A 26,343-nucleotide genomic window follows, 5' to 3' on the forward strand; every position below is an offset into this window, starting at 1 on the left:
GCATTGAGCGGTGCTTCGCCAAGCTCAAATGCTCGCGCCGCCTCGCAACCCGATACGACAAAACCTCAGCAAGCTATCTCGGCTTCATACATATCGCCGCCGCCCGCCTCTGGACCAATCAGTTTGTCAACAGGGCCTAGCAACTGGTCCTTGTCCCGCGACTGCGGGCATATGTTCGTCAAAATCCCACCACAATTCTCGGTCGCTGATTTCGTGCGCCAGGCCAAGGGGCGCTCCTCGCGCAAAATCCAGCAGGAGTTCGAAAACATGCGCAAGCGCTACTCGGAACAGCGCTTTTGACAACGCGATTACCTCTCGACCACCTCCGGCAACTTCACCCAATGACATCTTCAAGCGCTATTTTGACCGGCGTACCCACAAAAATGGCTTCAGCCCCTCCGCTTGAAGCTACGGGCGTCAGCCGGTCAGTCATTCAGAGCGGACTACTGAGCGTGACCACGGTTGCCGGCCATTTCGATCCCCCAGCAACGACTGCTGAATCGCTGTCATCCCGAGGTAAGGAACATAATTTGAAATGCTTTATTATAATCAGTAAGATCTTCCCTGGGTTCGGATCGCGAAAGAACGTTTAGGCCAATTATCTGACCAAGAGCCATAGTAGCAATTCGACGTGCATCGACTTCGCTTTTTCCAAGTTCGATGTAGGCATCTGCAATTAACCGAATCCGTTCTTGATCGACACGTTGGGTTGTTTTTGATGCCGCTTCAGAAACCCGGGCCCATTCTTGCAGGGCCCGCTCAACCGGTCCACCAGGGACATCGTACCTTTGATTAAATGCTAAACTGAAAAAATATCTTAGACGATCAATAGGATCGCTGAAACTGCGATTGGCGGCACGACCAATTATCCTTGTTGCAGTTTCGTACCAATATGAGAGGGCATCATTCAAAAGTGCGTCTCTTCCTTTAAAATGCCAATAAAAACTACCCTTTGTAACATTTAAATCTTTAGCAAGGGATTCTATTTGAATATTAGCGACACCCACCTCGCCAATGGTTTTGAGGGTGTGTTTTAGCCATGCGTCCTTCGATAGTTGCTTAGAATCGCCACTCTTACCCTTATCGTTAAGCATATATGTCCCAATATCTAATCTCGTGCCCAGCCAAGGTTGCATGATATCCGCTGGTTCGATAGGTAAGATTACACCCAAAACGCGTTTTCGTGCAGGAGATAAACTTTAAAGCAACGCGTCGACTCACCCCACTTTGCGACGACTGCGACGAAGTCCGGTGCATTTCTAGTATTGCGCAGAATGAGCTAAGATTGCGTGAACAAGTGAATTGTTGAGGTCCGCCCGATTTGGGGCCCAGATCCCCTGTATGGTTGAGATGAGAGTAACCACTCGGCGAAGAGGGGGCACTTGCGCAATTTTTCCCATATGGTCCTTTCTGAGGCTCGAAGTTGCCGTTCTGCCTTTGTGTACCCAGTCTGTTTCAATATCCGACGGCTTTTGATCAGCTCACGAGGTCGCCTTGCCAGAGCTATGGGCAACATGGGGGCTGGCAACGGTTGGCCACTGATAGCCCGGTTGGTTTATTGGGTCCACGTGAGATAAATCAAGACGAAACGAGCTCGTTGGCGGCATACTATCGAATCGCAGGAGACTTGAAACGACTCCTGGAAACACCAACGCAATTTTTTGGAGGGATCACGCCCCGCCTTTTGTGATCATCTTTCATGAAGGTAGCTGACGAGACCCCCGGCTGTCCCCCAGTTGGGATTAGAGCCATTCGGTTGCTTATACTCCTACCGAACCTTGGACCACGCGGGCCTGGAGTTTTCCACCTGGCTCAGGTCCGGTGGGTTGGTCGCACCGGCTGAGTTTGGCAGCAAGATCGGAGGGATATTCCAGATCGCGCTGTGCGGTCGCTCTTCGTCGTAGTGTCTACGTTACGCCTCCAGCTTTTCGCAAGCACCTTGCACAGCCTTCGCTGGTTTCCGGCCTCGTCGTGGTTGAGGATGCGGTCGCCCCCGCTCAGGAGCCCAGGCTCGAACGGCTTATCGATGCGGCACCGCTCTCGCCCAGCAACAGGAAGCGGTGCGCGTTCAAGCATTCACCCGTTGCTTGCTGTTGAACGCTTCGATGAACACGTTATCTGCGGGCTTACCAGGGCGAAAGAAGTCCAAGGTAACACCGCGCTGGTAAGCCCTCCGATCCATGTCTCGCGAGATGAACTCGCTGCCATTGTCCACCCGTATCGTCTTTGGATAGTCGATCTTCTGGCAAGCCTTTTCAGGCGTTGCGACCACATCTTCCCCCGGTAGCTGAACCGCGGATCGATCACAGGTGACAGACGCGAAAACGTGTCGACTACCGTCAGGATGCGCAGTTTGCGACCAGTCGCAAGCTGGTTTTGAACAAAGAACATCGCCCACACATCGTTCGGCCGGATCGCCATCGATCGATCCTCCCGCAGCTTGGCCTTCACCCGACGCTTGGACCTCTCGTTCCTGAGCTGAAGACTTAACTCCTTGTAAAGGCGATAGGCCTTCTTCATGTTCACGCCCCAACCGTGGTGGCGAAGAATGTAGTACACGCGCCGATAGCCGTAGCGGACATGCGTCTCGCAGGTCTCCCTGATACGCTCCTTCAAAAAATGACGGATCGTTGCGGCGGAACCAGTAGTGATAGGTCGAAGGATCGAAGTGCAGTATGGCACATGCTCTGCGGATCGTCACCTGCAAGTCCTGCCGAACCTCGTCGTTGATCTCGCGCTCTCGATCCGGCCTCAGAGCTTACGCTTGATGACATCCTGATGCATCGCACGATAGAGCGTCAGGTCTGAGACGATCTGCTTCAGCTGCCGATTCTCGTCCTTGACCTCGCGCAGCCTCCGCACCTCCGACGGCAAAAGTCCGGCGTACTTCTTCTTCCAATTGAAGTACGTCGTCCGGCTTATTCCGCCTTGCGGCAGATCTCCGCCACCGGCGTCCCTTCCTCACCCTGCTTGATGACGAACGCCTTCTGCGCGTCCGTCAACTCCGATGCCTTCATGCCATAACTCCTCGGCCAGCCAAGGATATCTACGGCAGAAAAGTCTAACCGCGAATGGTCCAGGATTCAGGTGGCAGAGTAGCCCGTGCCTGGATCGAGCCGCTGCCTTGGGCGAGGACTACAATCGGGAGAGAACGCAACTGTTCTGGTGTACGCAAATCCGGCGGCGTTCGGCGCAGAACTGATAACGCAACAGCTATTCCCGCAACGCCCAACTGGCTCCGCTAAGGCGCCCAACACTTCAACCGAACACATGCGCAACGAAGCGGTTTGACTTTGATTTTTTCCCGAGCAAATTTTGGGAGCTACGTTAATCAGCATCCGGTGTATCAAATGCCGAGACAACCGTTGCGCGGCCAACCGCGTTATCGGACGGATTCAAACGAGCCAGGTTGAGTGCAGGTCAACGGGCCGACCGGCCCCGGGTATCCGGGGATCAGCCATTTCATGCTCGCCACCGGAATATGTCGCTTCGACCATTTCTTGGTTGAGGCTTTCGTTCACCTTCGCCCCATTCAACACCTTTGCGTTCAATTATAATTATCCCTAATACTTTGATATCAGTCATCGATTGGGAGAAAACGATGTAGCCATTCACAATAGTCGTCGTGAGTTTTCACTTTTTCTCACCTCTCAGAACCGATATGAGATTCTTCAGCGGCGTCTCAGAGTCAACCAGCGCCTCGACCGCGACTTCTGCCCTTGCCTCCACTAGCTTAAGGCCTTGGACGTAGTCTTTCATCGCATTTACACAGTCGAGTGCGATGACCTTACCCCGTTTTAGGTAGATCACCGAAAAGCTTCGTTTGAACGGATCACCGCGTAGAACGGTCTTGTCATGGCCTGCAGATAGGCCAGCCGTCTGTAGCCTCAAGTCGTATTGATTGGACCAAAACCAAGGGGTCGCTAAATAAGGAACTTGGCTTCCGCACAGGTTTTTCGCAACTGTATTTGCCATCCCACCGGCGTTTTGCACACTCTCAATCCGGATCATCTTACCATCGGCAAAACTGTTGGCTTGAAGGGCGACATCGCCGATGGCGTGGACATGCGGCAGACTTGTACGGCAATACTCGTCGACGGCCACGCCATTAGGCGTATCGGCGCCAGCTGCGGAAAGTTGCTCGACGACGGGAACAATGCCTATGCCGACGATGACCATGTCGCAGTGGATAACTTCACCATTATCCAACTTCACGCCGGTGGCTTTGGTACCATCCCCTTGAATGCAGTCGACCACTGTATTGAGTCGAACCTGCACACCGTGCACTCTGTGCTGTGCCTCGAAGAACCGGGAAATCGCTTCGCACGCGACGCGGGCCAATACGCGTTCCATTGCTTCGAGTAACACGACAGTGCAGCCAAGTTTGCGTAGCACGGCTGCCGCTTCTAGTCCGATATAGCCGCCGCCGATCACCACGACCCGCCTCGCTCCGTTACCGAGTTGGCCCGTGATTGCGTCAACATCCCCCTTGTCGCGCACGGAGTGGATGCCTTGGAGGTCAGCGCCTTCGCAAGTTAGCTTGCGTGGTGAGCCGCCCGCGGCCCACACCAACTCTCCATAACCAAACGTTCGGCCATCCTGCAACGCAACGGTGCGAGCATCGGCATCAACCGCGACGACTTCACTACCAAGCATCAGGCGCACCTGCTTGTCTTTCCAAAAGCTGACGGGGCGAATCAGGATGCGTTCGAACTCTTTCTCACGCGCGAGATATTCCTTAGATAGAGGTGGTCGTTCGTAGGGTGGTTCTTTGTCTCGCCCCAACATGGCTATGGTGCCTTCAAAGCCATTCTGGCGGAGCGCCAGCGCAGTCTGGGCGCCACCGTGCCCAGTACCAACAATCAGCACGTCGAAACGATCAATCAACGCCGGTCCTCCTCAATGATTGGGACGCTCGATCCCGTCTGATGCTCAAATTTCGGCATCTGGCAAAACAGCCGAGAAGTCTCGGTGCAATTGCCGGAGCTGTGGGGCTCGTCGTTTCGGTCATAGTTCATGGATGGGGCGCTTTCTGGTATTACCAGCCCCGCCTGGTCCGGACATGTAGCGCCCCTACAGCAATCACGGCAATGCGTGAGTAGACCGCCTACTCCAATGACGTGACCCCAATCGAGGTGATGCTGGAGAGTACAGCTTGACTTTAATTCAGCGTTCCCTCCAGCCGTCAGGTTAGAATCTTAATTCTACACTTGCACCTATTTCGCGTGGGCGCTCATAAATGATGTATGCCCCGAGCGGACCCGGTGAGATCTGTTGAGCCACCGCTTCATTCGTAAGGTTCTTGGAGTAAACCCGGAATGTCAGATCATCATCTGGGCTAATCCAGCCGATCTCGGCTGAAAGCAGTTCATATGAATCCTGACCGAAAATGTTGAGGTAGTCGTAATAAACCTCACTCGAATGAAACAGGTTGCCGCCGATAAATGCTTCACCCTGAAACGCATCGAAAGTGTAGCGACCACCCAGCGTCAAAGTGAATTCTGGCGTACGGACAAGTTGATTTCCTGATGCGTCAGCCGAGGCAACCATGTTTCCCCCACCGGGCTGAGGAATGAACACCTGCGCACTTTCAAATTCATCGTAGGTGGCATGCGTGTAAGCCAGGGCAGCTCTCAGATTGAGGCCTCGCGTGGGCTCTGCTGAAAGTTCAAGCTCACCGCCGTAGATTTCCGCGCTTGCAGCATTCTGAAGAACGAAGGAATTGTCCGCCGCCCGCGCGGTAACTTGCAGATTGTCATAGGTATAATAGAAGGTCGCAAGGTTTGCGCGTAGCCATGGGAATGGATCGGATTTGATGCCGAATTCCAGTGCTTCGATGGTTTCGGGTTCGACAGCAACGCTGGAAGCGCTGAACGTGTTAAACGTGCCGCTCTTAAAGCCTGTCCCATAGGTCGCATAAAGGTTCAGGTCAGGTGAAGCTTCATACTGGACAGCCACCCGATAGGTAAACTTATCGAAATCTTCTTCTGCATCGGAGAAGAGCTGATTCCCGTTAATCCGTTGAGAAAACTTTCGTGTTTCAGTGGTGAACCGCCCGCCCAGAGTTACCGAAAGCCTTGGTGCCAACTCATAGGTTCCTTCGGCGAATGCCGCTATCGAAGAGTTCTTGACTTCAGGTTCAATCGTGATCGGCGTAACAGGGGTCGCCGTATCCTGGCGATTTATTAATATGAGCGGCTGCTCGCCCTCAAGCTGGTAGTAATAAACGCCGGCAGTCCAACTTAACGGACTGGCATTGTCCGAAATCAGACGAAGTTCCTGCGTGAATGTGTCGGGCTTTACCCGCATGTTCGTTTCACCAAGGAGGATGTTGGTGGCATCGGAATCTGCGATCTGATGGACGCGCGTCTTCATATAAGAACTAGTCGATTCAAGCATAACTCCGCCCAGATCAATCTGCCCCTTCAGCGCAAGATCGAGACGGGTGAATTCCGACAAGCCCGGTGTTCCAAAGGCGAAGTTCGAGATTTCCCAAGGCTCGTCAGAGATGATCGCTCCGGCGAATTGTGCGCCACGGGTGTTGCCTTCAAAAGGCTGGGCGGTCGCCGCAGTTTCTTCGTGCGTATCGACGTAGGCAACCGTCAGAACGAACTCAGCATCGTCGCTAGGTTGAAACAACAGCTTGGATCTGATGGAAGCAATTTCGGTATCGCCGACTGTGCCGCCGCTGACCAAGTCAGTCGCGTATCCATCTTGATTTCGGTACAGTACCGCCAGATCGGCAGCGATCGAGTCTGTCAACCCGCCGGTTGCATAGGCGCGGATGTCGAAATTGTTCGAGTCTTCGCGCAGTCGGCCCCAGCTTCCCCTTACCCAGGCCCGTGGCGCGAACTGCGGATCCGGCGTCACGACGTTAACCAAACCGCCGGTCGCATTACGACCGAATACCGTACCTTGCGGTCCGCGCAATACCTCTACCCGCGAAACTTCGACGAGATCAATCTGTGTCGAATAAGGATCGCCTTGGTACACCCCATCGACATACACGGCGACGTTCGATTCATCACCCACTGAGGTGCCGCTGGATCCTACGCCACGGATACTGGGCTGCATCACGTTCTGATTGCGCCCGCCATTGAATCCGGGCACAAGCTGGTTGAGTGAACGGACCTGCTCGACGCCGGATGTCGTCAGCGCTTCGGTAGAAACTGCCGTCACCGCGACTGGCACTTCCTGCAGGCTTTCCTCACGGCGAGTGGCGGTAACGATAATCGTCCCATTGCCTTCCTCAGCCTGTGCCTCGGTCGCTCCTGCGAACTCGCCCGCTTGATCCTCAGATGCACCCTGCGCAAAAGCTGCGGCCGGGCAGAGCAAAACCGGCAGCGCAGCCACCGTTGTTAAAAAGTATACTTTCATAAAACCTCCCCAATTTGGCATAATAAAATTAGCAATCTATTCCTGTATTACTTTGCAGTAATTTTATTGCCTTGCTTCCTCAAAAAATCTCTAGCCAGTTTCTCGAGCCTCTTTTTGTCCGGCTTGCGTGCGGGCGTCTTTGGAAGCTCGTCAAGCAAGACGATTGCTCGCGGAATCTTGTAGTTGGTCAGGTGCTCGGCGCAGTGATTTAGGAGTGTCTTTTCAGTAATCCCGGCCCCCTGGTCGATTGCTACAAAAGCAAAGGGCACTTCACCCTTGCGATCGTCAGGCACTGAGATTACAGCCACATCCGTGACCTCCGGAACTTGGGAAATTACTTCCTCGATCTCGCTGGGATAGACATTAAATCCCGCAACAATGAGCATGTCTTTCTTGCGGTCGACGACTGTCAGAAAACCATCCGAAGTCAAACATCCGATGTCCCCGGTGGGGAGCCATCCGTCATCTGCACATGGTGGAAGGCCCATGTATTGCTCAATGACACGTTCTCCGCGGATCAAAATTTCACCGTTCTCATTCGGATCCAGCCGCTTGCCACTTCCATCGAGCGCAGCAATGGCCACCTCGATACCGGGCAATGGGAGGCCAGCAGTGCCGTACTTGTGCGAGCCGTCGAGTGGTTGCGCCGTCAGTGGGCCGCCTTCTGTCATGCCAAATGCCTCGAGTATCGGAAGGCCGGTCTTGGCCTCCCAACGCAGAAGGGTTTGCCGAGAGAATACCGAACCGCCGCCAGGGCACAGCCACAGCGCAGATAAGTCGGCATCAGGGGCTGCAAGGAGTCCCTGATAGATAGCCGCCGGACCACCGCTGAAGACGCTGACCCTGTGCTTTTCCATCAGACCTGCCGTGACGTCTGGCTGGAAGCGCGGAACGATTACGAGGGGAGCGCGCCCATAAACAGGATTGAAGCACCCCATGTGCAGGCCCCAGACATGGCTGACGGGGGCAACATTAAGCCAGACTTCTTCGTATAGGCGAGTAGGCCAAGCGGTTTGCATTGCCTTGATGCAGCTCATTTCCGAGCTTTGAGAGCGCCGGACACCCTTCGGTGCGCCCGTCGATCCACCCGTAAACATGATTATACAGGGGCTTTCGCCCGTTATTTCGAGTCCCGGCCGCTCTGGCGGCGTTTCCAGCAACTGCTCGATCGCAATGCCGCCCTCGCCCACGATCGCTAGTGGTTTACCAATGCTGCCGGCGGTGGCACCGGCGACCGTGGCGTTCTGTCCACCCGCCAGAACGAGATCGGGCTCCGCAATCCCGAACAACACTCCAAGTTCGCGCGGCGTATATTCGGCATTGACCATCGAAATCTCGGCACCAGCGCTCAATGCAGCGAAAATGGCGACGTTTGCCTCGATAGAATTCGGGATGGAAATCGCGACACGGCCTGATGGCGGGACAATCTCGCCAATGCGCGCAGCGAGACCTGCAACCGCAGAACCGTACTGCTCGTATGAGAGTTTTCGATCTCCCTCAATCAGTGCCAGCTTTTCAGGACAAGCTTCTACCGCGTCCCAGAACATGGTCACGACATCACTATATTCTTCGCGCAGGAAAGCTCGATCGCCTTCACTGAGACGACGAAGTATCTCGGTTCTGGTTTTCGACATCTGCATAAATACCATTTCGCCGGAAACTGTGTTAAGGATTTTGCGGCCAAGAAATACGGCTAGCGAGGATTTCAATTGCGACGGAGAAATGCGCGTATTTGGTCCAGAAACTGATGCTCACGCTCTAGCTGGACCCAGTGGCCGCATTGACCATAGACATGCATCTCGGAGCGCTTGAGGTGTTCGTGCATTCGCACTGCAACATGCAATGGAATCATCTTGTCTTCGCGGCCGTGCAGAATCAGCGTTGGCGCATCGATAGCTTTCAACTGCTCCAGCGGAATGCCCTTGACGATTCGTGGACCTTTCGATGCTTGATCAGCGCCAGGCTGCAGCTTGCGGATTGTCTCTTTCCCGCTGGCGATTTCCGCCACACGCAGGCGCGCGGCCACTGCCTCGTCGGTAACTATTGACGGATCGTATGGGAATGCCTTCATCATAGCGCGCATGGCGTCCATGCTGGGCTCGAAGGATCGGCTGTCCGCCAATCCCTGCGTCTGCTCAAACTCACCAGCCGGTGTGCCCATAAGAATAAGCGAGCGCACCTTGTCGGAATGAAAAGCCATCATTCCCAGCGCGAGGGCACCACCGAAGCTGTTGCCGACCAGCGTTACGCGGTCGAGGCCAAGGGCTTCTATAAAGCCCGCCAGATGCCGCGTCCACAGTTTGATGCCCGGCTTCTCTCCTTCAGGCAGTTGGCTAAAGCCGAAGCCCACGATGTCGGGGGCCAGAACCCTGTGCGTTTCCCCAAGTTTTGGCAGGATTCCTCGCCAGTTTTGCCAGGCGGTCACGCCCGGACCCGAACCGTGAAGGAGGATGACGGGGTCACCTTCTCCACAATCGTGATAATTTGTCTGGATACCGTCGACGTCTATCGACAACCCGATATCGGGAAGCTCCGTATTACCGGGCATACCTCTCTCCAAAGCAGCATTTCGCCAAATTCTTCTTCCTTGTCTGTTGCGAGGGACCTTGGAAGATGTCAATACGCTGGAGTATGGATGGTTGATCTGAAATAGACAAAAAACCAGAGGGTGAGAATTGATGGGAAAACTTTCGGGCCAAACAGCGTTAATCACTGGCGCGGCTTCAGGTATCGGCAAGGCAGTGGCGATACGTCTCGTCGAGGAAGGAGCGAATGTAGTTGCGTTGGATCGCAATGCCGACGCTCTCGCGGATTTGTCGGATCACTTGGGGGATCGGTGCTCTGTCCTCGCGGGAGATTGCACAGAGGCTGCGATCTGCGAAGCGGGCGTCGAACTTGCGCAGGAAAAATTCGGAAAACTGGACACCACGATAGCGAACGCCGGCGTTTACGACTGGTACAAGCGTATAGATCGCATGAAAATGGAAGACGTGGAGGCAGCGTTCGAGGAATTGTTCCGAATTAATGTGCTGTCGACTTTGCTCTTGGCGCGAGCTTCCGCAGATGCGTTGCGGAAATCCACGGGCTCTCTGATAGTGACCTGCTCCAATGCTAGTTTCAGAGCTGGCGGCGGTGGCACATTGTACACTGCCAGCAAGTTCGCACTGCGGGGCATAGTTTATCAACTTGCTTATGAATGGGCGCCGCAAATCCGCGTTAACGGCGTTGCTCCTGGCGGGACTGTCACGGGCCTTTCGGGATTGGACACACTGGAGAGCGCATCGCGTCGTCTCGATTCCGAACAGCGCACAGTTGAAATGGTGGCGAAGGCATCGCCACTGGCAAGGGCGGCAGAGGCGGAAGATCATGCCGGATGCTATGTGCTTCTCGCGTCACCTAGAGATGGAGTAAACCTAAATGGAACGATCCTGGTCAGCGATGGCGGATTGATCTCGCGAATGGGTTAGGCCGAGCACTTCAAGTCTTGTTACTTCGCTTCTCGCGAACCTCGTCCCCTGGCATTCGCAAAACATCGGAAACTGCCTCTGCCGCTTCAACGATGCGCGGAAAAAGCGTCAGCAAATCCTGTTCCGCTTTCTCGGGATCAACGTCGTTGCAGACCTCGGTGACTGACACCGCCGCCAACAGGCCGGTCCTGCCCCGTATCGGCACCGCGAGGCAGCGCAGCTCTGGATACATCTCCCCTCGATCTATCGCCCATCCCTGTCGGCGTACGCCGTTGATTTCTTGTCTCAGGTCATCGACATCGAATATTGTGTTGTCCGTAAGAGGAACGAAATCGCCCAAGGCAAGATAGTCTTCAAGCCTGTCCCGTTCCAGTTGAGCAAGCAGGGCCTTGCCAATCGCTGTGCAGTAAGCCTCGAGCTCGATCTCCTCCCGAGAAGGAGACCGTCGGCACCCGGATTCGGCCTTGACCAAATAGCGTACAAGATTGTCACGAAAGACGCCCAGATGCACCGTACGCCTGCAAGTCTTGGCGAGGTCTGCCATAATGGGCCGGGTTGCAGTGGTAATAATCGAATCGATATCCGCACGTACCGCTATTTCCACGCTGGCGATGCCGAGAGCGTATAATCCTCGACGTTGCCGGATTACAAATTTGCGCTCGACCAACGGCCTCAAGAGCCGGTGAGCTGTAGAAACGGGAATGCCGGTATGTTCGCAGATTTCCCTTACCGTCTTGGGCGCCGACGAAAGGCAACCGATCAGGTCGAGTATTCGCTCGACAACCGATGTGCTGGATGCATCGTTCATCTTGTCGCTCCTCTCACAGAGTGAGGCTCTAGGCCTCAATTGCCGCCGGTCAAGCTTGGCAGGGTGCCAAACGATAGCGCACAGACACAAACATAGATTGAAGACGCCGTTTTCGAACCGTGCCGGATTCGCTGACTGCTCAGATTGGACGGGCGGTGAATTGCTCGATGGTGGCCAGGAGACGAGATCGGCAAAAGATACAAGGGCGTTTCGATGCGCACGTTTGGGAGAATTTAAGGCAATGCCACTCGAAAGTTCAATAATATCTTCCCTGGGTGATGAACTCTACGGCGCACTGATCAAGGGCCGAACGGTTTCCAATCTGCGGGATCGCCATCCGGAGATAGATATTGTCGACGCCTATCGCGTCCAGGAACGAATGGTCGCGCGCCGTCTGGAAGCTGGCGAAAAGATCATCGGCAAAAAGATCGGCGTTACTTCCAAAGTGGTGCAGGAAATGATCGGGGTGTTCGAGCCTGATTTCGGACAATTGACCGATCGAATGCTGGTTCCCGATTGCGCTACGGTAGATCACAAATCACTCATCCAACCCAAGGCAGAAGGCGAAATTGCGTTCATCCTGCAACATGATCTCAACGGGCCTGGCGTGACCGCCGCCGATGTACTGGAGGCGACCGAATATGTCACTGCCTGTTTCGAGATCGTCGATAGCCGCATTCAAGACTGGGATATCAGAATTCAGGATACAGTCGCGGATAACGCCTCGTGCGGAATATTCGCGATAGGGACCGAGCGGGTCGATCCCCGTGAGATCGATCTGGCAAAAGTGGCCATGACAATCGAGTGTAATGGAGTCGAGGTTGCGAGCGGGATCGGCGCCGCTGTTCAGGGTTCCCCTCTTAACTCTGTCGCCTGGCTGGCCAATACGCTTGGCGAGCTTGGAATGCCGTTCAGGGCGGGCGAAATAATCCTTTCCGGAGCACTTGGTCCGATGATCGACATATCCAGCGGTGACACGCTGCAACTTAACCTCAGCGACGGGCTTGGGTCCTGTCGCATGATTTTTTCTTAGCCAATCGCGTGCTTCGGCAAGGATAGCAGCGAGGTGACAGACCTCGGCGCACTCTAGTGACAAAGTAAGGATGCTCGGATGGACAAAATTAAATGCGCAATAATCGGGCCGGGGAATATCGGCACCGATCTGCTTTACAAACTGCTTCGTTCCGAAGTTCTCGAACCCGTTTGGATGGTGGGTATTGAGGCCGGATCCGAAGGTCTGGCCCGCGCGAAGGAACTGGGCCTCAAGACCACTGCTGAAGGGGTTGACGGGCTGGTGCCTCACGCGATCGAGGATGGAGTGAGCATCGCGTTTGATGCGACTTCGGCCTATGTCCACGCCGAAAACAGCCGCAAGCTGAACGAGCTGGGCATTCTTATGATCGACCTGACGCCCGCCGCCCTTGGCCCGCTTTGCGTTCCCCCGGTGAATCTCAAGGATCTGGCAGGCCGTAAGGCAATGAACGTCAACATGGTCACATGCGCGGGTCAGGCCACGATTCCGATGGTCGCCGCCATCAGCAATGTTCAAAGCGTGGATTACGCCGAGATAATCGCAACGGTCGCGTCGAAGTCGATCGGAGTGGGTACTCGGAAGAATATCGACGAGTTCACGCGCACCACTTCTGCGGCAGTCGCGAAAGTGGGAGGTGCAGCGCAAGGCAAGGCTATCGTGGTCGTCAATCCGGCCGAGCCTCCGCTGATGATGCGTGACACCGTCTATTGCGAAACAGTCGACGAGCCGGATCAGGAAGCGATCACCGCATCCGTGCACGAGATGATTTCTGCTGTGCAACAATATGTCCCCGGCTACCAATTGAAGAACGGGCCAATTTTCGAGGGGCGCAAAGTCTCGATCTTTCTGGAAGTGCAGGGACTTGGCGATTTTCTCCCCAAATATGCAGGAAATCTGGACATCATGACTGCCGCTGCAGCGCGCACGGCCGAAATGTTTGCACAAGACATCCTTGATGGCCGACTTGAACTCTCACCATTGAAGGAGAACGCATGATGACACTCGAAGAACAGGTTAGGGGTAAAAAGCTCAAGCTGCATGATATGTGTCTGCGCGACGGCATGCATTCCATGCGGCATCAGATCACGCTGGATCAGATGGTCGATATCGCTTCCGGGCTTGATGACGCAGGGGTGCCGTTGATCCAGGTCACTCACGGTGACGGGTTGGGAGGATCATCCCTGAATTACGGTCGCGGACTCCATTCGGATAGCGAATATATCTCGGCAGTGGCCAAGGTAGTGAAAAAGGCGACTATCTCGGTACTCCATGTTCCGGGCATTGGCACTCTGGATGAGTTGCGGATGGCCGCCGATTGCGGGGCAGGATGTGTTCATGTCGCCTCGCATTGCACCGAAGCCGACGTTACCGAACAGCACATTGGCCTGGGACGGGAACTTGGGCTTGATACAGTCGGCTTTCTCATGATGGCGCATATGACGCCGCCCGAGCACCTGGTTGAGCAGGCGCTGTTGATGGAAGGGTATGGAGCAACAACAATCTACTGTGTTGATTCGGCAGGTTACATGCTGCCTGATGAAGTTACCGATCGCATCACCATCCTTCGCACAGCTTTGCAGGACGAAACCGAGATCGGATTTCACGCTCATCACAATCTCGGGATGGGAGTCGCCAATTCGCTGGCTGCTGTAGCCGCGGGCGCGGACCGCATCGACGGTTCGGCTGCCGGATTGGGTGCTGGCGCTGGCAATACACCCCTCGAACTGATGGCTGCCGTCGGAGAGCGATTGGGCATCGAAACCGGGGTGGATCTGTTTAAGCTGATGGACGTAGCAGAGGATCGGGTTTTGCCGATCATGCCTCAGCCGCCCCGTGCGGACAGGGATTCCATAACGCTCGGTTTTGCAGGGGTCTACTCAACCTTCCTGTATCAGGCCAAAGAAGCCGAACGTAAGTACGGCTTGTCTGCACGTGATATCTTGATGGAATTGGCTCGCAAGAAAATGATCGGGGGTCAGGAGGACATGATCGAAGACACCGCGCTCTCGATGGCCAAGGAACGCGATCTGGTTTGACGGCGATTCAAGCACTTCAAAACAGAACGAAGTTACGAAAGGCGTTGCTGTCGCTCCTTGTCGGGAGGCCAAATTGGACGAGAAGTCCTCGGACCCACGCGACAGGGAGCGGACAACCTCATCACCGCAGGCTTTGCTAAGAACTCTGCCTGGGGTCGTATCCTGCCGACCATTTGGCAAAGGCTCCGACCCGCCAAAATCGCGAACTCCCTGATTATCGGCGCTATATCGACTGTCACCTCATTGAAACCAAGTCTCGTTTTCTCTCCCGAAAGGGCAGACCGGCCATAGCGAAGCAATCCACACTATCTTGCGCTGCCGATCCTGACATTGCGGAATTGTCAAGGCCGTGGGGTGTTCCGATCAGCTGCGGTGCCAGAAACGACACCTGCTTCTCTACATCGTTCCGAGCCACTTTTCCCGCACGGTGGCAGCCGCCAAGAGGCCGTCAGCAACAGCGGCAAGAGTACTTTCGGGCAACCTACGCCGCCAGGCCTATGCAACAGATTCGGCCCAGTTGCGGGCAAGCAGAAGGGCCTTCACACAATCAAAGGAACGTATTGATGTTCTTTGCTTGCAAGACAGTTTCCTGCAAGATGACCTTCCTGCGCGCCAGTTGGAGCAGACCTTCTGAGTTCCGCCTGATTGTATCGACGCGTCTGGCTTTTAGTTCCATTTCATCGTCTTCAGTCCGATGACGATGGTTGAGGATCACAGAATGGACCGTCCACTCGTTAGAATCTTCAGTAGGTAAGACCTCGATATTGCCGATCAGGTGAAAATGCCTGGTGGGTGGATCTTCGGCCCATGCCGACGGCTGCTTGGCGCGTGCCACGCGGATCTTGAGATATTCGAGGCCGTCGTCGAAATAGGCCATTCGTTCGGAACTGAACTTCGCCTCATCCTTTCGATAGCGGGCCTGCACTCCTGGTACCCAATAATGGATATCGTCCGTCAGCAATTCTAGCCATTCATCATATTGCTCGTTATCGAGCAAACGGGCTTCTCGATACAGAAACTGCTGTATCTCCAAAAGTAACTCGGCTGACACAGAGCAGTGATCGCGCCGGGTGGTTTGTTCGAGAGTCTTCACATTTACCTCTGAATATTTCTAACGGACAGGAACGTCGGCCCAGGTTTCTGCACCCATCAGATCTGCCCAGCGCTGGTAGAAGGCCCGTTGGTTCGCTTCATTGATCTGGCTTTGATAAACATTGCCGCGCAGTTCCTCGTGTTCGATTTTCGAATCGAGGCCCATCCCGAAGTGAAGCTGTTGCTGCCGGGTCACCACGCCTACATTGACCGCCGTGCAATTCTCGAAGTTCTCGCCGTCATCCATTTCGAACACACCCGCCGGAGAAAAGGTTAACATTACCCCGCGGCGATATTCTTCCTTGAGTTCTTCCGGGGCATTTGCGTTCAGGAACACCCAGGTGTGAAGTTCCGTGCTCCTTGGACCCTTGGGGTTCCATGTCCGAAAAGTGTTGTGACCTGCCAGGAAGGAAAGATTGGGAAAGACGTTAGCGGAGCTTAGAGCGCCTACCATCCTGCTGCGAACCTTCCCCAGACGTTCGGCAAATTTCGCCTCCTGCTCACGCAGATAGTCGATAATCGGCGGTGAATTGAGCGTTGCCGCGTTCCCAATGAAATCCAGTCCAAACTCCCAGCCGTGGCCGTTCGCATTGGCATGATAAGAACGGTCAGGTCGCATGGTCGGCTGTTTTCCGAACATTGCGATCAAGGCTGAGCTATGCGTCCAGGGAGCGTGATACGAGTCGCCCACGAAGTTCTCTGCCGGGAATTTCCAATTGCATTTGAGCCGAGATTTGATGTTGCCATCGATAAACTCGATACCACCTTCGTCATTGTCGAGGATCACATCTAGATACCAGCGAAATTCGCCTAGATATTCCTCAAGCGACGGGGCCTCCGGGTCGAAGCAGGCGAAATGCATCCCCTTATAGCTTTCGACACGCGCCTTGTGCAGGCCAAGCTTGGACTTATCGAGGTTCGATTTTCCACTATAGGACTGCGGGCGACTGACATTCTTCAAGCTACCGTCGAGACCGTAGGACCAGCCATGAAAATTGCATGTGAACCGCCGGGAGTTGCCCGCCTCTGCAAAGCACACGCGATTACCTCGATGCGTACAGGAGTTGAGAAAGGTGTGGATCTTGCCGTCTTCGCCACGCGACACGATGACCGCATCTTCACCGATTGTCGTCGTTAGAAAATCGCCAACATTGGGCAATTGCGTGTCATGCGCGACAAAAATCCAGCATCGCGCAAAAATCCGTTCAAGCTCCAGGTTGTAGATAGATTCGTCCCAGAAGATCCGGCGGTCAATATTTCCCGCTTCGGCGTCGACGAGTTCCTCGATGCCCGCAGCCAATTTTGCATTACTATCCGGCTTCAAGAGCGATTCAGTCATGTCATTCTCCAGCTATTCGAACCCGACCCGTTCAGGCGGGCAGTATCTCCGCAAAGCCGAGGCCGGTAACGCCGCCATCCCAGGCTTCGTAAGCGAGCACTTCGCCTCGGCCCGCCGGCAGAGCACCCATCACTGCAAGAAAATGACGAATCTCCATTCCACCGTTGCCGCCTTCGCGCATTATTTCCTCGTCTGTCATTGAAAGGAGAGGGGTCGCATCGCCGGAAACGATGCAGTCGAGGACCTTCCGATCAAACTCGGAATTGATGCGCCCCATTTCTCCGGTGCCCACCCAGTGGCTGATCCCTCCGCTGCCGATCAACACTACGGATTCGTCTACGGGCATTTTCGCAATGGCATCGCCAATCATTCGTCCGAAATCATATGCCCTTTGGAGACGAACATACGGCGCTACGCCACTCGCCATATAAACGGGAACCGTCTTGACCGACCCGTCGGCCGGAAGGGCAAGCTGGGCGGGCACCCCGATTGCATGATCCACCCCCAAGTCGCGCGCCACAGACACGTCGAAGCCGCTTTGATGGGCATGGCCGACCAAATACTCTGCGAAACCCGGATCGCTGGCGATCGGTGAATCTCCAACACCGGGCAACCGGTCAATGGGACCATGAAGCTCGCCTGTCGGGATAAGAAACTGTGGCAGACAGCGAGGGCCGAAGAGAATATAATGGTCCGCGCCGAAGATGATCGCCTTCGTCGCGCCGGACTTGCTTACTTTGTCGCGAATTTCCGAATAAGCGCCAATCAGGTGGTCGCGCTCTTTCTTCTTTGGGTTCACAAACAACAATGGATCATGCGGCATGATGAAGCCGCCGACTATTTCGGCCATCTTGAAACTCTCCTAAAGATAGACGGGTAAGCGCTTCGCTGCCGCCGGCCTCTCACTTCATTCGCTTACCGTCTCGAGCTGTGACGTCAGCGTCGGAACGCGGGACAGATAATCCGGCATCGATTGCGGTCCGTTTACGCTTGTCCAGAAGCCCATCAGAAGCATCGGGTTAATGCCGTACTCGAAGAGTCCCTCGGCATTCATGGACAAGACCATGTCGCGTTCTAGCTCGCTGAGGGCGTACTTCTCTGCGAAAGCTGTGGCATCCTCGCGAAACGCTGCGCGGGAATTCCGTTTGGTACTCACGTCGTAAAACAGTTGCTCGACGGCTCCAAAACTCATCTGTCACGTCCCTTCCGGCACCTCAGATATCGTTCAATCGGATCTTCGGGTCGAAAAGTCAATACGCAAGAGTATGGTTTTGCCTTCGAGGTCGCTGAGCCGGCCCAATCAGACCGTTTGCTGCTACATGGCAATCACGACTTTACCTACCGTTCCGCGAGAGCGCAGCGACTCCATTGCTGAAACGAGTTCATCCATTTGATACACATCCCGAATTAGGGGGCGAATTTCGCCTCTGGCACATTGATTAACCAGCTTCTGCTGTATGGTGCGAATCGCTTCCGGCGAGCGGTCGAAGCTCCAGTATACACCGTGCACACTGGCGGACTTAACCAGCATGTAGTTCGCCTTGAGCGCCTGAACCGTCCCACCGGCAAAGCCGCATACTAACAGCCTGCCCTCCCATGCCAGAAGACGCAGACTCTGTTCCGAAGTTTCGCCGCCGACCGGATCCATGACGATATCGACCCCATCTGGTGCCAGAGCTCTTACTCGCTCGGACCAGTCAGATTGACGATAATCGATCACATGATCAGCCCCATTCTCTTTAGCGATTCGCCGCTTGTCTTCGTCGCCTGCCGTGGCAACGATGCGAGCTCCCGCTGCTTTTGCAAGCTGAGTGGCAGCGATGCCCAATCCGCCTGCCGCCGCATGGATTAGGACCGTATCTCCCTTCTTGAGATTACCCTTTTCGAAAAGGGCGACATGGGCAGTGGTGTAGGAAACCGGAAGCGCGGCGGCCACCGAGGCTGGTAAGTCTCCTATCGCCATCAGACGGTCAGAAGCGACGCCACAATATTGTGCAAAGGCACCACTGCGGACCTGACATGCGACCTTGTCACCGGGAGAGAATCGAGAACCCGGGATTGCCTCGACGACCGTTCCCGCCAACTCGTTGCCTGGCACAAACGGCGGTTTTATCCGATCCTGATATTTTCCTGCAATCGCGATTTCGTCCGCAAAATTCAGACCTGCAGCGTCAATCTTGACCAGAGTGTCCGCCCGATTCTCTTGCCCTTCCCCCAGCTTCGGCATGGCAGTTTGTCCTAAGACCATCTCCTCCGGATTGCCATATTTCCTGACGATCCAAGCCTTCATGGTTTCCAACTCAAACTCCCGTGTCCGCAAATTACCATTCGCATAGGTATGGAGATTGCGGCAAGACTGCAATTGGGGCATAAAAGCAATGGCTCGCATGAATTTCCGAGCCTTTTCCCCTCTGGCCTAAAAACCGGCCGCACTGAGTGGTCCGCACCGATTGTTTCTACAAGTCTGCTTCTGGCACCAATACGGTCCGCTGGTGGAACGTGGCGGAACGGGATGGCAGCCGTGGCGGTGTCACGCCTTCCCTGGAACAAGGCCGATAGTGAAACGAGCTGTGAGACCCGGCGGTGCTGTATCAAGGTCAAGCAGTAGTCATTCGCTTATACAGGTATCATTCGCCGGATCTGTCCGATGCGCCATCGTCGAAGCGAGAGACTGAGATGATTACCTTGCACCTCCCAGAAGGAGCAGATTGTATAGCGTGAGTTCTGACGCCGCGCGCTGCAACCGGGGGATTCCTTTGCATGCTCTTTCGGAAGCTGCGCCTGATCCATTTTGAGGCTGGCATTCCCCTTGCGCTAGCGATATTGGCTCGGCTCGCCGACACCGATCCCGCGGCACAGATCCGCGATCGTTCCGCCCTGCACCCGAACAATCTCCACTACTCGCAGCTTAGCGATGTTTTCTTTCAGATGGTGCTTCCTCACCATTCCGTCACTCTCTTAACCAATTCAAAAATAGAAATCGGGCCAATTAGAAGAGTGCAGATCAGCTAACATGCCGGTAGTCGCAGTAGATCAGCGTCACTTTAATTTCGTGGATGTTCTGGTTCATCTCGGTCCTTGGAGCTTGTTTGCTCGGCTTCTCTTAGGTCTAATGATGCTGCTGCTAGACCTATCTGGCCCAACGCTCGCTGTTTCATTGCGATAACAGGACAGAGACTGAAAGGCGATTCCTGAGTTCCGACCGGAATATTTTCGAACGAACATCCTGCAAGACAGCAATAAACCCTAATAAGCCAGGCGCATAGCTAGGTGACACGGTTTGCGACGGGGCTACAAAACGATGGTAGCCGGTCCCCTCTTGCCGAGACGATCGATCGTCTCGGCGTTATTCATCCTATAACCTCGCTTGCCGGGCCGTAGCCTGCATCCTCCGGGATGGTCAGGATATTCTTGCCATCTCGCTGCAAGACCCACGGCAGGACAGGCACGATCGTGCGCGCCTGCGCGCGATCTACGCAGTCCGTAGCACTGTTCGCCTTGGACAACAGTTCCAGGTTCAGTCGGGTCGGGAAAATGACCGTGCGCTCGCCCGATTGCCCCATCTCCAGAGCACGATTTGGTGACAGCCATTCGGCATCTACCGTCTCATAGCCATCGCACGCGGCAATTTGGCGTTCCGGGGCTCGAGCGACGTAGAACCAGGTGTCGAACCGCTTCTTCATGAAGACCGGGGTAATCCACCGGGCAAAATCGGTGAGGCTATCGAGCCGCAAGATCACATCGGACTCCCGGACGACATCGAGGAACGATCTTTCCCCCTGTTCGACTGCCCGGCGGCTGTCCGGGTCACAGGCCCCTTCGAAAGGGCTGCCATCGCGGTTGACCGCCAGCAAAATGCCAGCCTCCTCGTAAGCTTCGCGGATCGCAGCGATCTTTAAAATTCTCTGGGTCGTATCGACCTGATCCCGCCCGTCGCAGTAAGCGGCCCATTCCTCCAGAGAATCATCGGAGTGGGGTTTCCCGCCGGGGAAGACCAGTGCGCCAGATGCGAAGTCTATCTGATGATGTCGCTTCACCATGAGAACCTGAAACTCCGGTTCATCCCGCACCAGCAGCATGGTGGCGGCAGGCACCGCCTCGGCTGGTTTCTGTTCGGTCATTTCCACTCTTCTCCCTTGATGTAGCCAATATCGGTGCCGGGCGGCCGTGATCTAAGCGTTCAACGCGTATGGTCTTATCAGTTCCATCTAGGAATGAGTGCTATTCCCGCGAAAGCCAGAACAATGCCTGCCAGTAACAACGATTGGTCGGCCAGCAATGCGGCAGAGACGATCAATGCGGCGACCACCGGACCCTTGACGGGGGTGCTGCGGTCCTCTTCCCGCGTCAGATGGTTCAGGCTGGCTGGGTCGATGGACACCTGAATCGTACCTGATCGAGCGACCGAGGCAACGTTCTCGATTAGCTCGGGCAGCGATGCCGAGAAATCAAGCAGCCCACTGCGGACCTTGGCCAAATGATCCCGCGCGGCTCCGATCGAAAATCGCTCGGCAAACAATTGCATCACGATCGGCTTCGTTTCTTCGGCGATATTGTAGTCCGGCGCCAAAGAGCGAACGAAGCCTTCTGCGGTCAGCAGGGTGCGCAGCAAAATAGCGAGGTCGGGCGGCAATACGAGGCGATACTCGCGCAACAATCCGAAAACCCGATCGAAGATTGCCGAGAATTCAATCCCCGCAAGAGCTGTGCCGCGAAATTCCTCGATCAGCTCATCCAGATCCATCGCCAATTGCGCGCGGTCCACGAGTGGATTGCCTGCCCAGTCAAGCAGCAGATCGGCCACCTTGTCTATCTGATCGTTCGCGATAGCAAAAATCAGGCGGACGATTTCCTGACGCCGCGCGCCGCTGAGAAAGCCGACCGAGCCGAAATCGATGAAGCCTACCTGGTTCCCTTCCATCCAGAAGACGTTGCCGGGATGCGGGTCGCCATGAAACTCTCCGTTGAGAAGGATCATCCGTAGCACCGCATCGGCATAGCGCTTCGCGAACCGGGCATTATCTCCCTGACCAGTTGCCGGGGGCCGCGACGCAGGCTTTCCGACCAGGGCTTCCTGCACATTGATCGTCATGCCTGTAAGTTGCCAGTGGATCGCGGGGGTCTTCACCCCAAGCATCTCCAGATAACCGCCAATCCGTTCACAAGCGCGTGCTTCTGCCGCCAGGTCCATCTCCCGCGCTAAATTCTTGGCGAATGTCTGGAGGAACTGCACGGGTCGATAGCGGGCAATGTCGCTTGACCGACGCTCGGCGAGGCCCGCGAGCCGTGTCAACAGCCTCATGTCCGCCTCGATCCTGGGCGCCATGCCGGGTCGGCGGACTTTCACGATAGTCTCGCTTCCGTCCAGCAGGGTTGCGACATAAGTCTGCGCGATAGAGGCTGAGGCGATCGGGTTTCTCTCGAAAGCGGCGAATTCACATTCCCAGTCGCTGCCCCAAGCCGATACAATCACCGGTTCGATCTTATCGAACGGCAGCGGTTCCACCTGGTCGTGGAGAGTGCCGAACGCGGAAATCCAGGGTTGTGTAAACAGATCGCTTCTGGTCGCCAGGAGCTGGCCAAGCTTTATTCCGACAGGGCCGACATCGCGCAACAGCGCCACCACCGATGCAGGACGCAAGTCCTCGGTATCTGGCTCCTTCTCCGAAACCGGCATAACGCCAAATAAGCTTCCGAGATTTTTCAGACCGTGCCGGGCGAAAATCTGACCGAGTTCTGCTAGCCGCGTCAGTTCACCGACACTGTTTTCCAGATCATGCTTCATCGGCTTTCTTCGCAAGTGTCAGCCTGCTTCTGATTCTCCGCAACTTTTCGAAGCATCGTACGCAGGAGGTCGATTTCAGGCGCAGACATTTCCTTCCAGAGAATTTCGTGGAGTCGATCAGCCGCTTCGCGCAGTTCTGGCCAGATGGTTCTTACTTGCTCGGTGAGGTGGAGGTTCCAAACTCTTCGATCGTGCGCCGCCCGCTCTCGCTCGATCAAACCTTTTTCAACCAAAACTGCGACAGCCTGTCCTATCGTCGCCGATTCAAGCTCAAGCAGGCGAGAAATCTCGGTCTGTGTTAGCGTAGGTTCCCTCAACAAGGACGCGATGATCCGCCATTGTGTTTGATTGAGGTCGAGCCCCACGATCAGAGCGTCGAACGTCCGCCGAGCGGTCCTGTTCACCTCTTCTAGCAAATATAGAATGTCATCCTTTTCGTTGGGGGCGTAATCACGTATCTCATCTTTCGACATATGCTTATCCATCGCGCTATCTTGGAAGGCTCGCGCAAGCCTGGCGTGTTCAAGCTCAGCGTCGACCATATTCGCTAGCAGTGCCGCCATGCAAACACTCGCTGATTTCACGCTACAGCAGAAATTGAATCCGAGGGTCGCTCGAGCTGATAAGGTACCGAACGGCGCTGGGTAAGTGCGAGGGCTCCGGCCACCTCGCCTGCCACGACTGCCGGGATCTTATGATCGCATGCGCTCGGCGTCCCTCATCTGAGCATAAGTCCCCCCTGAAGGGCAACGTGGGGTGCGAATGCGGGGCGCGGGCTCGATTTCGAGTGATTATGGCTCGCTGCCCAGATTGTCATGCATCTTGGCCAGCGATCCGCGTAAGCGTTCCAGTTCCCCAAAACGGATCCCCCCGAGCAAGCGAGCATGCACCGCATCAGCTTCTACTCGCATCTTGGGAAGTAGCTCGATCGCGGCAGGGCGTAAATGAACCCGCCAAACGCGCCTGTCGTTCTTCGCGCTGCGTCTTTCTACCAGCTCAAGTTCTTCCAGGCGATCAATAGTCCGGCCGATGCTAGCGCGCTCTAGTTCCAGTTCCCGAGCCAGCTCTGTCTGGGTCATGCCTGGGCTCCGAAAGAGATAAGCCAATGCACGCCATTGCGTCCGCGTGAGCCCGAATTGTTCAACCGAAGAATCGACGGTCCTGCGCAAACGCCGGGTCACTTCCTCCATAAGAAAGAACAGCCGATCGGTATCGGTGAGGAAACTTGCCCCCTTTGTATCCGGGTCATAGTCCGTCGTGGCCGCCATCCTGGGCAACCTACCATAACCGATCAGGAAATAAAGCCGTTTACTGTAAACCGATTTACAATATAGAGGTTGCGGTATGCAGTCGCAAACTTTCCATATCGGGGGAGATGGTGGCATCTCCATAGCAGCCGAAGCGACCGGAAATGCCGATGCTTTACCGGTCTTGCTCGCGCATGGGGGCGGCCAGACCCGTCACGCATGGAAACGTGTCACAGCCGATCTCGCCAATGCGGGATTCCGTGCGATCGCAATTGATATGCGCGGTCACGGCGACAGCGAATGGTCTGCCGAGGGCGCTTACGAAACGCGCGACTTCGCTTCAGATCTCGTTGCGATTGCTTCAAAAATAGACCGCAAGCCAGCGCTCGTCGGGGCCTCCCTTGGCGGGCTGGCCGGACTGATCGCCGAAGGACACCTTGCGCCGGGCCGCTTCGCGTCGCTCACTCTCGTCGACATCGCGCCGCGTATGGAAACGGGGGGCGTTATGCGCGTAGTCGGCTTTATGGAGGAGCACGTGGAGACCGGTTTCTCTTCACCCGACGAAGCGGCAGAGGTCATCGCGCGTTACATGCCACATCGCCGCAAGCGCGGAGCCGGCAAGGGTTTACGGCGCTATCTGCGAGAGAAGGAAGACGGCCGCTACTACTGGCATTGGGATCCGGCCTTTATCCGCAACATTACGCTAGCCAAGCGAAGCGATCCGGCTCATCAGGAACGCCAATTTGATGCGCTGAACGATGCAGCCAGCAGGCTTTCGCTGCCATTGCATATTATTCGCGGCGGATCGAGCGATCTGGTCTCCGAAGACGCGGTCGCGCAATTGCTCGAACTTGCTCCACACGCTGAATACACCGACATCGCAGAGGCAACACATATGGTGGTTGGCGATGCCAACGATGCCTTTTCGGCAGTGATACTCGATTTTCTCAAGCGTAATCACAGTGCGCAGGGAGCCGTTACATGACCGATAATCCGACAAGGATCGATCCTAAGCGCCTCGAAGAGATCCTGCAGATTGCCCCGTTTCACCGGTGGCTTGGCCTCACTTTACGGTCATGTTCGAGCGAGCAGCTTGAACTGGAGATGCCTTGGCGCGACGAGATCGTGTCAAACCCGGCAATCGGTTCAGCGCATGGCGGCGTGCTCGCCTCTCTGATCGATTTAACCGGGCTCTACACCTTATTGTCGCAAGGTACAGGGGCCAAGGCGACCGCCGATCTGAGGGTCGACTACCACCGCCCGGCAACCTCGGGACCACTCGTAGCATCGGGCAAAATAATCAAGATCGGTAAAACTATCTCGGTCGCTGAAACACGTGTATACGGTCCTACTGGCAACCTTTTGGCTAGCGGCCGCGGTGCCTACGTATGCTAGCAGCGTTATCCTAATGGAACTAACTGCAGGGCGAAAATTAGCAGGTCTGTTCCTCGAAGACCTGCAAAATAGTCCCACGACTTTCAGAGCGATTTGCGTCACGATAGCCGCCTTCCAATGAGTGACGTGACCCCCTGATTTTCCCCCAGCTGGGATTAGAGCCGAGCCGCGTTGTTGCGTATGAGCGAGGTTGAAGCAATGGGCTGCGCAGCGGAGCCCGTAGGGCGTGGCGAAGCAGGCCATTGCTTATCTAGTTCGGCGGCGAACGCCGCCGGTGTCGCGTAGCCAAGGGATGAGGGCGGTCTCTCTCGGTTGTAGTCTTCCACCCATACGGCGATCTCGACGCGGGCATGGGCCAGGCTGATGAACAGGGTCTCGTTCAGCAGTTCGTCGCGCATGCGGCCGTTGAAGCTCTCCACGTAGCCGTTCTGCATCGGTCTGCCCGGAGCGATGTAATGCCACTCCACGCCAATCTCCTCGCACCATGCCAGCACGGCATTGCTGGTGAGCTCCGTGCCGTTGTCGCTGACGATCATGCCGGGCTTCCCACGCCGTTCGATCAGCGCGGTCAGCTCGCGAACGACGCGGCGACCAGAGATCGACGTGTCCGGCACCGCTGCCAGCTGCTGCGCGACAAACAAGGTGAGGATCTTGCGACAATCAGGATGAGAATGCGGTGTGGAGCCGGGAGACCGTAGGGCGTAGCCCGAAGGTTTTTCGGCTCCACACCGCAAATGGCCTTTTTCGCTTGGTGGAGAGGTGAT

General features: G+C 55.5%; 25 protein-coding genes and 2 pseudogenes. 9 read left to right on the forward strand and 18 right to left on the reverse strand.

Annotated features, from left to right (window positions below; translation table 11 throughout):
* Positions 1–140 (forward strand): transposase (locus AC13CE_RS00820; protein WP_482971164.1); only part of this gene is annotated, 140 nt, incomplete at its 5' end.
* A gap of 1 nt (position 141) precedes the next feature.
* Positions 142–406, forward strand: a pseudogene (locus AC13CE_RS00825) (transposase); the annotation flags it as partial.
* Positions 407–506: 100 nt separating this feature from the next.
* On the opposite strand, the gene AC13CE_RS00830 reads toward AC13CE_RS00825, so the two are convergent.
* The 7 genes and pseudogenes from AC13CE_RS00830 to AC13CE_RS00860 form a co-directional block, all read right to left on the reverse strand.
* Positions 507–1,136: a TetR/AcrR family transcriptional regulator gene (locus AC13CE_RS00830; RefSeq protein WP_082737149.1), complete on the reverse strand. Its 630-nt coding sequence runs from the start codon at positions 1,134–1,136 to the stop codon at positions 507–509.
* Between the two features lie 932 nt (positions 1,137–2,068).
* Positions 2,069–2,398 carry a DDE-type integrase/transposase/recombinase gene (locus AC13CE_RS00835; RefSeq protein ID WP_474949025.1) on the reverse strand — a complete coding sequence of 110 codons (330 nt, stop codon included), beginning with the start codon at positions 2,396–2,398 and terminating at the stop codon, positions 2,069–2,071.
* 125 nt (positions 2,399–2,523) lie between these two features.
* Positions 2,524–2,682, reverse strand: a pseudogene (locus tag AC13CE_RS00840) (hypothetical protein); the annotation flags it as partial.
* Positions 2,683–3,633: 951 nt separating this feature from the next.
* Positions 3,634–4,884, reverse strand: a complete 1,251-nt coding sequence (locus tag AC13CE_RS00845; protein WP_067186978.1) for an NAD(P)/FAD-dependent oxidoreductase — start codon at positions 4,882–4,884, stop codon at positions 3,634–3,636.
* Between the two features lie 306 nt (positions 4,885–5,190).
* A complete protein-coding gene (locus AC13CE_RS00850; protein WP_170935377.1) occupies positions 5,191–7,377 on the reverse strand; it encodes a TonB-dependent receptor in 2,187 nt (728 codons plus the stop codon).
* 47 nt (positions 7,378–7,424) lie between these two features.
* Positions 7,425–9,086 carry a class I adenylate-forming enzyme family protein gene (locus AC13CE_RS00855; protein ID WP_170935376.1) on the reverse strand — a complete coding sequence of 554 codons (1,662 nt, stop codon included), beginning with the start codon at positions 9,084–9,086 and terminating at the stop codon, positions 7,425–7,427.
* The gene (locus tag AC13CE_RS00860) at positions 9,083–9,925 is read right to left on the reverse strand and encodes an alpha/beta fold hydrolase (RefSeq protein ID WP_067182368.1); all 843 of its coding nucleotides are present in this window, start codon (positions 9,923–9,925) and stop codon (positions 9,083–9,085) included. Before AC13CE_RS00860 ends, AC13CE_RS00855 begins: the two co-directional genes overlap by 4 nt.
* 130 nt (positions 9,926–10,055) lie before the next feature.
* On the opposite strand from AC13CE_RS00860, the gene AC13CE_RS00865 reads away from it, so the two are divergent.
* Positions 10,056–10,844 (forward strand): SDR family NAD(P)-dependent oxidoreductase, encoded by a 789-nt coding sequence (locus AC13CE_RS00865; protein ID WP_082737146.1) that lies wholly within the window; start codon positions 10,056–10,058, stop codon positions 10,842–10,844.
* Positions 10,845–10,854: 10 nt separating this feature from the next.
* Here AC13CE_RS00865 and AC13CE_RS00870 read toward each other — a convergent pair whose 3' ends face one another.
* The gene (locus tag AC13CE_RS00870) at positions 10,855–11,652 is read right to left on the reverse strand and encodes an IclR family transcriptional regulator (RefSeq protein WP_067182365.1); all 798 of its coding nucleotides are present in this window, start codon (positions 11,650–11,652) and stop codon (positions 10,855–10,857) included.
* Positions 11,653–11,893: 241 nt separating this feature from the next.
* Between AC13CE_RS00870 and AC13CE_RS00875 the strand changes: the two genes are divergently transcribed.
* The 3 genes from AC13CE_RS00875 (at position 11,894) to dmpG (ending at position 14,721) form a co-directional block, all read left to right on the forward strand.
* Positions 11,894–12,685 (forward strand): fumarylacetoacetate hydrolase family protein, encoded by a 792-nt coding sequence (locus tag AC13CE_RS00875; protein WP_067186977.1) that lies wholly within the window; start codon positions 11,894–11,896, stop codon positions 12,683–12,685.
* 78 nt (positions 12,686–12,763) lie between these two features.
* Entirely contained in the window at positions 12,764–13,681 is a 918-nt protein-coding gene (locus AC13CE_RS00880) for an acetaldehyde dehydrogenase (acetylating) (RefSeq protein ID WP_067182363.1), read from the forward strand.
* Positions 13,681–14,721 (forward strand): 4-hydroxy-2-oxovalerate aldolase, encoded by a 1,041-nt coding sequence (gene dmpG / locus AC13CE_RS00885; RefSeq protein ID WP_067186976.1) that lies wholly within the window; start codon positions 13,681–13,683, stop codon positions 14,719–14,721. The genes AC13CE_RS00880 and dmpG overlap by 1 nt, the downstream gene beginning before the upstream one ends.
* A gap of 547 nt (positions 14,722–15,268) precedes the next feature.
* On the opposite strand, the gene AC13CE_RS00890 is transcribed toward dmpG, so the two are convergent.
* From AC13CE_RS00890 to AC13CE_RS00910, 5 genes are all read right to left on the reverse strand, one after another.
* Positions 15,269–15,814, reverse strand: a complete 546-nt coding sequence (locus tag AC13CE_RS00890; RefSeq protein WP_082737145.1) for a 3-phenylpropionate/cinnamic acid dioxygenase subunit beta — start codon at positions 15,812–15,814, stop codon at positions 15,269–15,271.
* An 18-nt stretch (positions 15,815–15,832) separates the two neighbouring features.
* The gene (locus AC13CE_RS00895; RefSeq protein WP_067182357.1) at positions 15,833–17,152 is read right to left on the reverse strand and encodes an aromatic ring-hydroxylating dioxygenase subunit alpha; all 1,320 of its coding nucleotides are present in this window, start codon (positions 17,150–17,152) and stop codon (positions 15,833–15,835) included.
* A 31-nt stretch (positions 17,153–17,183) separates the two neighbouring features.
* Positions 17,184–18,002, reverse strand: a complete 819-nt coding sequence (locus tag AC13CE_RS00900; RefSeq protein WP_067182354.1) for a DODA-type extradiol aromatic ring-opening family dioxygenase — start codon at positions 18,000–18,002, stop codon at positions 17,184–17,186.
* Positions 18,003–18,059: 57 nt separating this feature from the next.
* Complete coding sequence (locus tag AC13CE_RS00905) at positions 18,060–18,344, reverse strand: hypothetical protein (protein WP_067182352.1); 285 nt, start codon at positions 18,342–18,344, stop codon at positions 18,060–18,062.
* Between the two features lie 123 nt (positions 18,345–18,467).
* Positions 18,468–19,541, reverse strand: a complete 1,074-nt coding sequence (locus AC13CE_RS00910; protein ID WP_067182350.1) for an NADPH:quinone oxidoreductase family protein — start codon at positions 19,539–19,541, stop codon at positions 18,468–18,470.
* 371 nt (positions 19,542–19,912) lie between these two features.
* On the opposite strand from AC13CE_RS00910, the gene AC13CE_RS00915 reads away from it, so the two are divergent.
* Positions 19,913–20,164: a hypothetical protein gene (locus AC13CE_RS00915; RefSeq protein ID WP_067182347.1), complete on the forward strand. Its 252-nt coding sequence runs from the start codon at positions 19,913–19,915 to the stop codon at positions 20,162–20,164.
* Between the two features lie 338 nt (positions 20,165–20,502).
* On the opposite strand, the gene AC13CE_RS00920 is transcribed toward AC13CE_RS00915, so the two are convergent.
* From AC13CE_RS00920 to AC13CE_RS00935, 4 genes are all read right to left on the reverse strand, one after another.
* Positions 20,503–21,273 (reverse strand): NUDIX hydrolase, encoded by a 771-nt coding sequence (locus AC13CE_RS00920; protein ID WP_067182344.1) that lies wholly within the window; start codon positions 21,271–21,273, stop codon positions 20,503–20,505.
* A gap of 77 nt (positions 21,274–21,350) precedes the next feature.
* Positions 21,351–22,937 carry an ABC1 kinase family protein gene (locus AC13CE_RS00925; protein ID WP_067182342.1) on the reverse strand — a complete coding sequence of 529 codons (1,587 nt, stop codon included), beginning with the start codon at positions 22,935–22,937 and terminating at the stop codon, positions 21,351–21,353.
* The gene (locus AC13CE_RS00930; protein WP_067182339.1) at positions 22,934–23,500 is read right to left on the reverse strand and encodes a MarR family winged helix-turn-helix transcriptional regulator; all 567 of its coding nucleotides are present in this window, start codon (positions 23,498–23,500) and stop codon (positions 22,934–22,936) included. The genes AC13CE_RS00925 and AC13CE_RS00930 overlap by 4 nt, the downstream gene beginning before the upstream one ends.
* 228 nt (positions 23,501–23,728) lie before the next feature.
* Positions 23,729–24,205 (reverse strand): MarR family winged helix-turn-helix transcriptional regulator, encoded by a 477-nt coding sequence (locus AC13CE_RS00935; protein ID WP_067182336.1) that lies wholly within the window; start codon positions 24,203–24,205, stop codon positions 23,729–23,731.
* A 76-nt stretch (positions 24,206–24,281) separates the two neighbouring features.
* Here AC13CE_RS00935 and AC13CE_RS00940 point away from each other — a divergent pair, with 76 nt between their 5' ends.
* Positions 24,282–25,169, forward strand: coding sequence for an alpha/beta fold hydrolase (locus tag AC13CE_RS00940; protein WP_067182333.1), 888 nt, complete (start codon positions 24,282–24,284; stop codon positions 25,167–25,169).
* Positions 25,166–25,579, forward strand: a complete 414-nt coding sequence (locus AC13CE_RS00945) for a hotdog fold thioesterase (protein ID WP_082737144.1) — start codon at positions 25,166–25,168, stop codon at positions 25,577–25,579. Before AC13CE_RS00940 ends, AC13CE_RS00945 begins: the two co-directional genes overlap by 4 nt.
* Positions 25,580–25,734: 155 nt before the next feature.
* On the opposite strand, the gene AC13CE_RS00950 is transcribed toward AC13CE_RS00945, so the two are convergent.
* Positions 25,735–26,343 (reverse strand): integrase core domain-containing protein (locus AC13CE_RS00950; protein WP_482971163.1); only part of this gene is annotated, 609 nt, incomplete at its 5' end.

The organism is Qipengyuania sp. B-5 (assembly GCF_056857815.1).